General features: G+C 50.1%; 10 protein-coding genes, 1 tRNA gene and 1 pseudogene. 6 read left to right on the top strand and 6 right to left on the bottom strand.

Annotated elements, in window-relative coordinates; translation table 11 throughout:
• Positions 1 to 8: 8 nt before the first annotated feature.
• Positions 9 to 485 (bottom strand): very short patch repair endonuclease, encoded by a 477-nt coding sequence (locus tag PW844_RS06370; RefSeq protein WP_299449561.1) that lies wholly within the window; start codon positions 483 to 485, stop codon positions 9 to 11.
• A gap of 143 nt (positions 486 to 628) precedes the next feature.
• Here PW844_RS06370 and dcm point away from each other — a divergent pair, with 143 nt between their 5' ends.
• Together dcm and PW844_RS06360 are read left to right on the top strand one after the other, a co-directional pair.
• Entirely contained in the window at positions 629 to 2,032 is a 1,404-nt protein-coding gene (dcm, locus tag PW844_RS06365) for a DNA (cytosine-5-)-methyltransferase (protein WP_299449560.1), read from the top strand.
• Positions 2,033 to 2,152: 120 nt separating this feature from the next.
• A pseudogene (locus PW844_RS06360) lies at positions 2,153 to 3,755 on the top strand (methyl-accepting chemotaxis protein).
• A gap of 40 nt (positions 3,756 to 3,795) precedes the next feature.
• Here the strand turns inward: PW844_RS06360 and PW844_RS06355 are convergent.
• Together PW844_RS06355 and PW844_RS06350 are read right to left on the bottom strand one after the other, a co-directional pair.
• A complete protein-coding gene (locus PW844_RS06355; protein WP_084875645.1) occupies positions 3,796 to 4,047 on the bottom strand; it encodes a hypothetical protein in 252 nt (83 codons plus the stop codon).
• A 76-nt stretch (positions 4,048 to 4,123) separates the two neighbouring features.
• On the bottom strand, positions 4,124 to 4,822 hold the full coding sequence (locus tag PW844_RS06350) for a phosphohydrolase (RefSeq protein ID WP_208715483.1): 699 nt from the start codon (positions 4,820 to 4,822) through the stop codon (positions 4,124 to 4,126).
• A 591-nt stretch (positions 4,823 to 5,413) separates the two neighbouring features.
• Between PW844_RS06350 and PW844_RS06345 the strand changes: the two genes are divergently transcribed.
• From PW844_RS06345 to PW844_RS06335, 3 genes are all read left to right on the top strand, one after another.
• Positions 5,414 to 6,091 (top strand): hypothetical protein, encoded by a 678-nt coding sequence (locus PW844_RS06345; protein WP_299449558.1) that lies wholly within the window; start codon positions 5,414 to 5,416, stop codon positions 6,089 to 6,091.
• A gap of 169 nt (positions 6,092 to 6,260) precedes the next feature.
• Complete coding sequence (gene mtfA / locus PW844_RS06340; RefSeq protein WP_299449557.1) at positions 6,261 to 7,037, top strand: DgsA anti-repressor MtfA; 777 nt, start codon at positions 6,261 to 6,263, stop codon at positions 7,035 to 7,037.
• 104 nt (positions 7,038 to 7,141) lie between these two features.
• Positions 7,142 to 7,217 (top strand) — tRNA-Asn (locus tag PW844_RS06335).
• Positions 7,218 to 7,297: 80 nt separating this feature from the next.
• Here PW844_RS06335 and PW844_RS06330 read toward each other — a convergent pair.
• Positions 7,298 to 8,311, bottom strand: coding sequence for a hypothetical protein (locus PW844_RS06330; protein ID WP_299449555.1), 1,014 nt, complete (start codon positions 8,309 to 8,311; stop codon positions 7,298 to 7,300).
• On the bottom strand, positions 8,301 to 10,001 hold the full coding sequence (locus PW844_RS06325) for an AAA family ATPase (protein ID WP_299449554.1): 1,701 nt from the start codon (positions 9,999 to 10,001) through the stop codon (positions 8,301 to 8,303). The genes PW844_RS06330 and PW844_RS06325 overlap by 11 nt, the downstream gene beginning before the upstream one ends.
• A 309-nt stretch (positions 10,002 to 10,310) precedes the next feature.
• Between PW844_RS06325 and PW844_RS06320 the strand changes: the two genes are divergently transcribed.
• Positions 10,311 to 11,600, top strand: coding sequence for a carbohydrate porin (locus PW844_RS06320; protein ID WP_299449553.1), 1,290 nt, complete (start codon positions 10,311 to 10,313; stop codon positions 11,598 to 11,600).
• A gap of 51 nt (positions 11,601 to 11,651) precedes the next feature.
• Here PW844_RS06320 and aroD read toward each other — a convergent pair whose 3' ends face one another.
• The gene (aroD, locus tag PW844_RS06315; RefSeq protein ID WP_299449552.1) at positions 11,652 to 12,536 is read right to left on the bottom strand and encodes a type I 3-dehydroquinate dehydratase; all 885 of its coding nucleotides are present in this window, start codon (positions 12,534 to 12,536) and stop codon (positions 11,652 to 11,654) included.
• Positions 12,537 to 12,585 lie beyond the last annotated feature (49 nt).

Genomic DNA, 12,585 nt, shown 5'->3' with positions numbered 1-12,585 from the left:
AATCACCCTTATTCAGCACGATAATGATGCAAACCGGCATGATCAATTTCACCGCTATGGCTGGCTGCCAGTAACCACTCCTCCAGCCGTTCGATCAGCGCTTCATCATTCAGACGCAGCTTACCGCGCAGCGCGCATTCCCAGATGATCAGTACCTTCCAGCCACTCTCCTGTAGCTGGCGGACATAGCGCCTGTCGCGTTCAACATTGCTGTTAATTTTTCCGGTCCAGAATTCGGTGCGCGTGGCGGGCATCTTGAACAGGTAACAGTGATGGCGGTGCCAGAAGCAGCCATGAACAAAAATAATCGCCTGCTGGGCAGGCACAACAAAGTCAGGACGACCTGCTAATGCTTTATCCTGCACCCGATAGATAAAGCCGCGGTCTTTTAATATCAAAGCGATACGTTGTTCAATCTCAGTGTCCTGATTGCGAATCGCGCGCATATTTTTGCTGCGCACATCACGGGAATGGACGTCGGCCATAACGTTTCCTTCTTCTTGTGGCTCCTTCAACTTTAGCGGTTTGGGGCAAAAGCGAAAGCCTCCCCTGTTGCTGATTCTGCGGGCCAATTTCTTCATGGCGTGATGAGTGATAGCATAGTCGCTTCACTGTTAAGGAAAAACGCATGCACGCCGAAGAGACCGCCGCGACTGCCTCACCCTCCCCGCTCACTGTTTCCACCCATGACGATGCCAGCAACCTGCTGCAACAGGTACTGGCGATTTATGCCGCGCGTGATCTGGTCATCACACTCAGCAACGCCGGTGGTCGTGACTGGAACGTAACACGTCTCAACCGGATACGTCAGGGCAAGATGGCAGCACCGGCGCTAAGCAGCGCGGAAGTCACCAGCCTGCGGGCGTTGTTACCCAGCCGACCCGCACATTACGATGCGCCCCGCTTCCAGTTTGTTGACCTGTTCGCAGGTATTGGTGGCATTCGCCGTGGATTTGAGCAGATCGGTGGCCAGTGCGTCTTCACCAGTGAGTGGAATAAAGAGGCGGTTCGCACATACAAAGCCAATCATTATTGCGATCCGCAGACCCATAGTTTTAACAGTGATATCCGTCAGGTGACACAACCGGCGGGACTGACTGATGAACAGGAAATTTATCAGCACATCGCCAACACTATCCCTGACCATCAGGTACTGCTGGCCGGCTTCCCCTGCCAGCCGTTTTCGCTGGCGGGCGTGAGCAAAAAGAACGCCATGGGGCGAGCACACGGTTTTGAATGTGAAGCGCAGGGCACGCTGTTCTTCGATGTGGCACGTATTCTGGCCGCGAAAAAACCGCCATTCTTTGTGCTGGAAAATGTCAAAAACCTCAAGAGCCACGATAAAGGCCGCACTTTTGCCATCATCATGGCGACGCTGGATGAACTTGGCTATGACGTGGCTAATGCGCATGACGATGGACTGCCGGATGCCAAAATCGTTGATGCGCGCCATTTCCTGCCACAACACCGCGAGCGTATCGTGCTGGTGGGTATCCGGCGAGATACCGCGCTCAGTAAGGGTTTCTCACTGCGCACACTCTCCACGCTTTACCCAAAAACGATCCCCGCGCTAAACAGCTTGCTGGAGCCGCAGCCCGATGCCAAATACACACTCTCCCCGGTGCTGTGGAACTATCTCTATCAGTACGCTAAAAAACATAAAGCCAAAGGTAATGGATTCGGTTTCGGCCTGAACGATCCGCGTAATCCTGCGGTCTGTGTGCGTACTCTGTCGGCACGCTATTACAAGGATGGTTCGGAAATTCTTATCGATCGCGGCTGGGATAGCGCATTAGGCGAGCAGAACTTTCAGCATCCCGGAAATATGGCGCGCCGTCCGCGGCGTTTAACACCACGGGAATGCGCGCGCCTGATGGGATTTGAAGCGCCCGGTGAAGCACTTTTCCGCATTCCGGTCTCCGATACGCAAGCTTATAAACAGTTCGGCAACTCGGTGGTGGTGCCGGTATTTGCTGCTGTCGCGCAATTGCTGCTGCCGTTGATTGAGCAATACACGCACAACAATAAGTGATTTCGGTCCAGAATTTCCTTTAGGTACGCGTGTTCTGCTGTTTTCCCGGGCAGTCACTCCTCTGTCACCAAACTGTCACACGCCCTGCCAATACTGCTTTTTATTTTTTGGGGGCGTTTGATGTCACTCCTTTCCGTTATCTCTCTGCCAGCGCGGCTGCGCGCCCGGTTTTCCCTGCGCATACCTTTGTGGCTCACCAGTCTGCGCAGCCAGTTTTTGCTGTTTATGGTGCTGTTTTGCCTGCTGCAATCGGCAGGCGTGATGCTGCTTAACAGTAAAGTGAATCAGACCCAAACCTCGCTGCAACAGGCCAGCCTGCTCCGGGATAGACTGGCCCTGCTGGATAAAGCCCGTATTGAGTTACTCACCGCCAGTGATAATAGCCATGGGGCGGCCATCTATCTGATGCAGGATCAGCAAAGCGGCTCAGTGGATAGCTGGAAAAGTCTTGCCGCCGCCGCTCAGGACTCGTTAAATCAGGCACAGCAGCTGTTTACGCAATATCATGCGGCAGCCGATAGCCCGCTTGCGCAGGGTTTCGCTTTACTGGCTGGCGGGTTGCAGGAGCAGCTCAAAGGTCTCAGCGCCAATGATATCAACGCCTTCTTTATGGTGCCGATGCAGGCATTTCAGCAGCAATTCAACGATGCCTGGTTCAGCGAAATCGAGCAGGCCAACCATCAACTTAGCAGCGTGAATCAGAGCACCCTCAGCACCCTGAAACATAGCCGGGACCTGTCCTTGCTGGTCAGTGCGCTGTTAATGGTCCTGTTGTTACTGACGGCGACGCTGCTGATTCGTGGTGTATTACGACCACTGCGTCACGCCAATGCCCAGTTGGCACAAATCGCCACCGGTGACCTGCTTGCCAGCCACACTTTAGCCGGTCGCCAGTCGCTGGAAACTCGCCAGTTATTCCAGTCAATCGATACCATGCGCCAGGGGTTGCAGCAGATCGTGAGCGATATCAATACCGTCGCGGTGAGTGTTGCGGCCGGTGCCGAACATATGCAAACAGCATAACGAGCAGGTGATGCAGCAACATCAGGCGCAAAACGCCAGCTTCCATCACTTGTCACAGCGTCTGCATCGGGTATCAGAAGAAGTGGAAAATGGCGCGCGCTTCTCACAGCAGGCCACTCAGGAAGCCCAGTCTGCCGATACGTTAATGCGTAACTGCGCGCGGGAGGTGGATAACATGGAACATCAGATGCAGCAGATCGTCAACGCTTCCGGCGATATCGCCGGGATTGTCGATATGCTGGATAATCTGTCGCTGCAGACCCGGTTGCTGGCACTGAATGCGGCAATTGAATCGGCGCATGCCGGGGTATATGGCCGCAGCTTCTCGGTGGTAGCGAAAGAAATTGGGTTGTTGTCGCAGCAAAGCGGCCAGTCAACACGGCAGATCGATGGTTTGATTCAGCATACGCGCCAGCATGTCAGCGACGGTTTCGATAAGGTGAAAACGCTGGAAACGTTGTTTGCGCAAATAAGCCACGCGGTTTCGGGTGTGGTACAACAGCTGGACGATTTGCAAACCAATACCACGGCCCAGAGCCGTCGTGTCAGCACTATTGCCCAGGAAGTGGTGGCGATGAGCGAGCAACTCCAGAAAAATGAAACGCTTAACGCGCAGCAGGTGGACGCGGCTGCGCAGTTGCGTGATCTTTCAGACCGCCTGGCGCAGCGCGCGCAGCAGTTTCGCGTGGAACACGCTTAAATGTCTCAAAAGAAAAACCCGTCGGGCGACGGGTTTAATCTTATTTTTTCTTCTTACCCTGCTTCTTCAGTAGCGTACGGATCTGTTTCAGTTCCGCGGCACTCAGCTGTTCAGCCGGTGCTTCCTCTGTGTCCTGATTATCAATTGCGTCCTGAGACGGTGCCAGTAAGCTCGCCTGCAAGCGATTAACAATCTCCTGGCTCATGGAAATCTGGTTGTCCAGAGCCAGCTGTTTGATGTGTTCTTTCAGCGCAGGATCAATTTTAATGGTTAAGTTAACGGTCTCGGTCATCTTGTTACTCCTTTTTGATTTTCATCAACGTAGCGGAAGATGCCGAAAGTTAACAGGCTGTCATAAAAATTTAATATTAAACCTGTATAGGGCTGAAATCTCTTAATACCGATTCATCAATGGATGTCAGGTTGCCTTGCAGCTCCGCACAGAGCTTGGCCATGTAACGTACCAGGAAGTCAGCGTTGTATTCTGCCAGCTGCCGTCCGGCCTCTGTTTGCATGGTTTCGGGCAGGCGCAACAGCTTCTTCTGAAAATGATCCAGCGTCCACTGCACATCATTCAGCTCGCGGTCTTTACCCAGCGGGTCGTCGCTATCAAACAGCGGACGACCCAACGCACCCGCAGTATAAAAGACGCGCGCTAGTCCAATCGCCCCCAGTGATTCAAGCCGGTCCGCATCCTGCACAATCTTCGCTTCCAGCGTATGGGGAGCGATTCCGGCGCTAAAGCTGTGCGCCTGTACCGCATGGGCAACTGCATCAAGATGATCTGCGGGAAAATCAGGGAAGTCCTGCTGCAAAATACGACGCGTCTCTTCTGCGGCGTAGGTCGAGGCCAGATGGCGTTCCGGGTGGTTTTTCGGCAGGTTGACCACATCATGGAAGTAGCAGGCGGTGAGCACCACCAGCGGATCAGCATCACTCTGCTGCATAATGCGCGACGCGCTCATCCAGACACGTCGCAGGTGGGCGATATCATGGGCTTTATCATCATGCAGCCAGTTCTGCTGCAGCCAGTTTTCGAATCGTGTTTGCCAACCAGTTAGCGACATCGTGCTTCTCCTGTTATTGCTGTTATAAAGCACCGCCAGGCTCAGGGTGCTACTCCTGCGGACATCATAGCGGCCCGTTGATGACACTATCTTTACACCCCTCCTGCATAAGCCATGAGGAAAAAATGGGATCCTGATCCTGTTATAGCGCTGTTAACTCCGCTTTCCCAGCGTCATGGATGTTTTCGGTATTTCCTCATCCTCGTTTCAGTTAAACGACTCTGTTTAGCAGCCATAATGTTTTAAAGCCATACAGATATAGTGTGTTAATCAATTATTCTGGTTTAACCCGCTAGTTAAAAACGTTTCGGTAAAGCGATCACCCACGGCATATTCTGAAAGAGTTCCCATTTTGTCCGTTATAACGTACTGTATCTGAGAAAAATGTGATTTTGTTTTTCCGTCTAAGCCAAACAAGCATGCTTTTTGCTTATGAGCCATTTTTAAAACTGAAAACGCACGGATGGCCTGACTATAAGGCGACAAATTATTAAGCAAATTTATTTAAACCCATTATGCTAATTCTGCACATCCGCAGACGCGAATGAGGCAGCAGATTCTCCGGGTTCGTGACATAACAAGAGGTAAATCATGAAAGAACGGCCGATTCTTTTTTCCGAACAGCGGGTACGCGCCCTGTTGGTTGGCCAGCAAACACAGACCCGGCGCATTATGAAGACTCAGGCATTTGGTCCGGGTCAGGATCACCACGAAGGTGTGCACGCATTTGATGTCAGCGCGAACCATCTGCACGGCTACAAACTCATGTCGATGGCTGATATCAGTTATCACTGCCCCTATGGCAAACCCGGCGATCGTCTGTGGGTACGCGAGACCTGGCGTGGACCGATTGTCCCCGAAGATCAGCTTACAGAATACGAGCGTGACCCTATCCCGTTCCGCCTGCCGTCGTTCTGCCAGTACCGTGCCGACAGCAATGAACTGGGGCAACTGGATGAGAACATGCAGGACGCCGAGCAATTTGGCTGGCAGACGGCCATCCATATGCCGCGCTGGGCCAGTCGCATCGACCTGGAAATTACCTCAGTGCGCGCGGAGAAGATTCAGGACATCAGTGAAGACGACATCATGGCAGAAGGCGTCCAGACCGACTCGCACTTCCTGAATAACTTCTTCACCATGAATATGAATGCTGAATCACCGAAAGAGGCCTACCGCAAGGCCTGGCAAAAGCAATACGGTGCTACCAGTTGGGAAGTTAACCCCTGGGTATGGGTGATCGAGTTCCAGCGCGTAGAACGTGAATAAATCCTCCCTCCTCTCCCGCCTGCGGGAGAGGAAAACTCTCACCTTTGTAATCCCAGTCACAGACAAAATCCTCGCTAAGAGGTTGAATAGACAGCTTTGAATCCGCGCTGGTAATTTTCTCTGCACCGCGCGACGATACCGTCTTCCGCCCTGAAGAGTGAGTGATGCAATGTTCAAATGGCCGTGGCAAGCGCAGGTTGAATCTTCCGTTGCAGCGTTCCCGTGGCAACAGGCGCTGGCGCAGCCTATCTTCTCTCTGCTAGAGGAGGATGAGCACCGAGCCTTGATCGCCCTGGCCCAGCGCTTCCTGCAACAGAAAAAGATGACTCCACTTCAGGGTTTGCAACTGGATGAGCTGCGCACCGCGCGACTGGCGTTATTGTTTTGCCTGCCGGTGTTAAAACTCGGTCTGGAATGGCTTGACGGCTTCCACGAGATCCTTATCTATCCTGAGCCCTTTAATGTGGATGACCACTGGCAGGATGAAAGCGGTCTGGTGCACCAGGCGGCAGCCGTGCACGCCGGTCAGAGCTGGACACAAGGCCCGGTGGTGTTAAACGCACTGGATATTCAGGATTCGTTCGATCTCTCCGGCTATAACCTGGTGATCCACGAAGTGGCGCATAAGCTGGATGCACGCGGTAGCGGCTATACCAGCGGTATCCCGGCCATCGCGCTGCGCGATGTTGCCAGCTGGGAGAAAGATTTGCTGCATGCGATGGAACAAATTGAAGCCGAGGTCGAGCTGGTCGGTGAGCAGGCCGCCACTATCGATCCTTACGCCGCCAGCGATGCTGCCGAATGCTTTGCGGTGCTGTCCGAGTATTTCTTTAGCGCGCCGGATCTACTGGCGAACCGTTTCCCCGCCATGTACCAGCATCTGCAACAGTTTTACCACCAGGATCCGCTGGCGCGTTTAGCCCCCACGCCACCGGAATCTGCTTAAAGCGTGATCGCTTTGTATTAATGCTAGCCAATTGAATACAAATGTGTTTTTAGCTGTTGACACATCTGCCAGTGGCCATTAATATTCGCGCCATCAACACCGATTCCTCTGTAGTTCAGTCGGTAGAACGGCGGACTGTTAATCCGTATGTCACTGGTTCGAGTCCAGTCAGAGGAGCCATATTTAGAGAAACCCGCTCAGGGAAACCTGAGCGGGTTTTTTGCTTTTCTGTGCTGATCACCCTACGCGATCAGCCGCCATCACGGCTTTTCGTTAAATACATCTAAATCCTGGACCAAATCATCAATCAACTTGGTTAAAGGTTGCAGGCGGGCCGTCGGGTTGCGAAAACTGAACTGACCTAATAGTAATTGTTTGAGTTGATCCCGGGAAAATCTAATCCCATAAATCGTCTCTAATTCATCCATCCATTCAGGTGTGTAGATCCGTTTAAGCTGAGTAAGATAATCAACAACAGCAGTCATATTTTCATAACGGTCGTCCAATGCAAATGTATCATTTAGCTCCTTCAAATGATTCTTTTTCCCCTGTATGTAATTTTGCCGGATTTTTACATTTGATGTTTGGTAGTTTACCAATGCATTGTGTTTATCCTGATCCGAGAGATAAAAGTAAAATACAGAATCCAGGTTATCATCTATCGGGTTGAAATGTTGCAACCTCTTTTTACTCTTTTTTCGGTTACAAACACCACACACAGCTACAAAATTATGAATATTCAGGGCATAAAAACTGTATGTCGATTTATCCAGGTAATGGTCAAGTTCACCATAAAACTGTTTTCCCACATCCAGAAACGCCTTATCGCAGTAAGGGCACACCACCGTGCTTAGCGACTTAGCAAAACAAGGTGCCGAAACTGAATTTCTGAAGCGCTTATAGCTTGCTTCCATCCATGTATCAAAGTCGAGACGCTGCCGGGGTGTCAGGCGACATAATGCAGCTTCAAAAGCCTGACTTCGCGCGTTTAATCTTTTTCTCTGCCATGGTGTACTAATAAAAGCGGCTTTAACAAACGCAGCATGTGGTGTATTGAGGAAACGGCGCAGTGAATCGATTTTTGCTTTTGTTGTCTCAATCTGTTCCAGTCTGGCAATATCGCTATTAAAATTATTATAATCATTAATTTTTCCGTCGAAAAATACAGTTACGACTGCCGTTCTCAAGTTTTTATTAGAAGGTAACGTGATATTGAATTCGGAGAAATAATTGACCCGCACACACCACTCGAAAAAAGCCGAATCATCCCTCATTGAGTTTTCCTCTTAACAATGCACGCTGCTGATCCGTTAGCCTTGAAAGAAATTGATCTATCTCCTGATCTGCCATATTTTTTGTTGTCCTGAGTTTATTCTGCAAGGCATAAACCACAACTGGCTCTCCTGTTTCAGCAATCAGAAAACGCAACATCTCGTCATCAATCTCCTCGCTATCCAGCACCTCGCGGATTTTGCTGCTCGCAAATGCACCTACCGAGCGTTCGACAAAGAAGCGATGCTTGTACAAATCGTGAATGTTGCTGCCAAACGTTTTCCCTAATATATCAGTAGAAGAGTCTACCGCTATCACACTAGCAGAAGGCAGATCGGAAATAACGATCGGATTATGACTGGAAATAATCAACTGAATACGCTGTTTTGCATGAGTTGCTAATAAATCGAGCATCGATTTAATCAAACATCGTTGCAGGTCGGGATGCAAATCTGAATCGGGTTCATCAAGCAGCAACTGCATGTTATTTGCCCTGGCCCGCGATTCTTTCGCCTTTCGCTGTAATGTGGCATAAAGATCAATCAGTTTCCATTCTCCAGTACTAAATGGAGGCTCTATGGTAAAACGACTTTCACTGACATTTTCTTTAATTTGTACCATAACCGACAGAATACTGTGAAACGGTTCATCATTTTGTCTGTCAGGAGAACACTCATAACGCACCGTTCCATTTCGGGTGAAATTACTACGCTGCATATAATACAGAGACTTTACCAGCATGTAAGGTTCAACTGAAAAGAAATAATGACATAGTGGAGAGAACTCATTAAGCAGCTTAAAAGCACTCTCTTCCGAGCTAATCTGACTGATGTTTTCCAACAATGAGTCATTCCCAGGAATTAGATACCTGACATCCGGATTATCTTTATTAACCGTTCTCCAGAAATAATCATTTTCCTCATAGGAACGTGCTATACCCCATAACAATCTGAGTGCAACTAATGTTGCCACATATTTTTTCTTATAATGTAATGATGTATCCTCTGGCAACTTAACATCAATATTACCGAATTTTTGATACCATGAACGCTGAACATTCCACGTAAACAAACGCGATGCCATTCGCTCTCTCAGATCAAGATGTCCCATAACCTGATAGCAATAAAATATTTCATCGTGGCCTGCGTGACTTTTATTACGCCGCCGATGTGAAATCGATAGATCGTGTCGTGAGTTCTTATTCCCGGAGAAACTCAGCTGGAGATTGTTGGAAGCATAATACCAGGTATCTACTATGGGTGTACTTTTTATCTGCTCACAACTTAATCGCATGATCTTATCAGCACGAAACTTATCTCTTGTCTGCCATAAGCCAGACACTTTTCCCTGAGTCACTTTCACCACATACAGGTAGTCAAACCGGGTAAAAATATAGGTGAAGGCATAGGTACTGGCATCGGTTCCGCCTTCCACGGATTGCCCGATTTTTAACGACGTGCCAGTAAGGTTAAGTATGCCCATTACGCCCGATTTGCCACTACCATTCTTACCGGTGAGACACACCACCTCTGTATTTCCAGAAAAAAATTGTTCAGGAACGGCATCATCACGTAACTCAACGTTAATCTCTTGCTGGCCTTCATCAAATCGGTATCGATATTGCAGAGAGAAGTCGAACGTTTGTTCAACAATATTGCGCCAGCGTTCAATGCTGAGGGAAAGTGCACTCATCTCTGTTTCCTTACGAGTGGTTTAATGTGGAAAGGATATCAATATACAGATTCTATTTCAGAAACATCCTACTTCCACAAGCAATATTTAACCAAATCATTGCCAGAAAATGCCATTTTTATAGTAATACCGTAAGCGTATTTTTCTTTATTCATCGTCTTTCTTCCCGCTAACACCGCTGAAACCTTAAGTTACCGTTAAAAAAAAGTGGAAACACTTAGTTTGTCATGAAACGTCAATAAACGGCGATCTCAAACGAACCGAGCGGTACAATAAGGGTGCATTTTCACTAATCACAATTTACACATCATGAATACCATTCGTTTTAAAATCAGGCCATTGCCTGTAGCATTACTTTGTGCGCTGGCCATGCCTGCTGCACAGGCAACCGACTTTTTCCATCAGGATACGATGACTGGCGACTGGGGTGGTGCACGTACCGACCTGGCGCAACATGGCATCAACTTAACCGGCGATTATGTTTCTGAAACCGCCGGTGTCCTCAATGGTGGCCAGTCTTACGGCACCCGCTATGCGCAGCAAATTCGCCTCGGTGCCACTTTTGATCTGAATCGTCTGTTTAATGCTGAACATGCCGGTACGATCCAGCTCAGCATCAACGACCGTCGTGGACGCAGCACCTCTGCCGATTTGGTGGGCAACCGTCTGCCGATTCAGGAAGTTTATGGTGGGGAATATACCCGTCTGAGCGAATTCAGCTACACCAACACCCTGTTTACACCGCAATTGCAGTACAAACTGGGTTGGCTGGCGATGGGCAATGATTTTGGTGGTCTGTCGATTCTGACTAACTTTATGAACGCCGGATTCTGCGCCCACCCGCTTTCCATGTCAGGTGGCAGCGGCTGGGGCAACTACCCAAATGCGCATCTGGGGGGTGAGCTGAAGTACACCTTCAATGATAGCTGGGCACTGCAAACCGCCGTGTTTAACGTTAACCCGGAGCAAAACAGCGAATCATCAAACGCATTTAAACCCTTCGTACCTGGTACCACCGGTTATATCGTGCCCGTTGAGTTGATTTACAATTTCAACAGCGCCCTGCCCGGTCAGTACAAGTTAGGTTATTACTACGACAGCTCCAACGTCGCGCGTATTGACCAACCGGATCGCCGTGCGAATAAACGCTGGGGTGCTTATCTGCTGGCGGATCAAACCATCTGGCAGTCAACTTCCTCACGCAGCCAGAATCTGCATGTATTTGGTCAGGCCACCACCACCGACGAAGCCACTTCCCCCTTCCGTCACTGGTACTCCGCCGGTCTGGTGCTGAATGGTCCGTTTGAATCGCGTCCAAATGATGCAATTGCGATTGGTTATGGTCGTGCGGTGTATAACCAGCACAGCCGTGATAATGCCGTCGATAGTCTGCGCGCCAAAGGTGAATTAGCAGACGCTGCCATGGTGAGCGGTCTGGATATTGGTGAGCAACTGGTTGAAATGACCTATACCCTGCAGGCAACGCCGTGGCTGTCCGTGCGCCCGAGCGTGCAGTACATCAAAGAACCGGGTGCCTTCTCGAATAAAGAGATTAAAGATACCTGGGTAGCGGGTGTGCAGGTCAAAGTGAAGTTCTAAAAGAAAACGCCTTCCACGACAAACGTGGAAGGCGCATTTAACAGGCGGGAATTAATGACCGTTCAGCGCAACATCGATGGTTTTCAATACCTGATGCAGCTGTGCAGCATCAACCTGACCCGGCGCTGAAGCCGTGCCCAACATACCGAAAGTCAGATCGTCGCCAAACACTTCACCCGACAAACGGGAAATGGCACCCAATCCGCCCATCGACATGGTCAGCAGCGGTTTGCGTGAATATTGATTACGAATCTGCGCAGTCGCATCGATCAGTTTCACCACATCGCCGGAATCATGCGGCATCACCGCGATTTTCAGGATATCGGCACCCATGCTGTCCTGTTTACGCAGACGGGCGACGATCTCACTGGTTGATGGGGTTTTATGGAAATCATGGCTGGACATCACCACTTTAATCCCTGCCTGGTGGGCCGCAGTGACCACCTGATGAATCACCGCTGGATCGCGGAACATTTCCACATCAAGAATATCGATGAAATGGTCTTTAATCAGCGCCAGATATAACTTGCCATAATCCTTATCGCTGATGGCTTTCGCGCCACCTTCGGATTGAGTACGGAAAGTCAGGATCAACGGTTTGCCTTGTACGTCTGCGGCAACCTGTTTACCGAGCGCACCGACCTCGGCGGCGTCAGTGGCAAAATTCAGGTAATCAATACGATATTCAATCAGATCGGCATCCGGGTTGGCACCGATGGCTTTCGCCTGTGCTAAAACCTGGTCGGCTGTTGCACCCGTGGTCGGAATGATGACTTTCGGCATGCCTTCACCAATCGCGGTCTGGCGGATAACAATCGGTTCTGCGTGACGCACACTAACTGCGGCGGCAGGTGCGCTGGTGGCAGCGATGGCGTTGGTCACGCCCGGCAAGGCCAGCAGCAGAGAAATCGCTAATACATTTTTACGCAAGTTCATGGGTTGTTCCTGTTTCGCTAATGACACACCTGACAGGATGAGAGCGGCA

This window comes from Pantoea sp. (assembly GCF_028283705.1).
In the GTDB taxonomy this organism is placed as follows: Bacteria; Pseudomonadota; Gammaproteobacteria; order Enterobacterales; family Enterobacteriaceae; genus Pantoea.
Note: the sequence above shows the minus strand (reverse complement) of the source record. Positions and strands in the feature narration are given on the sequence as shown.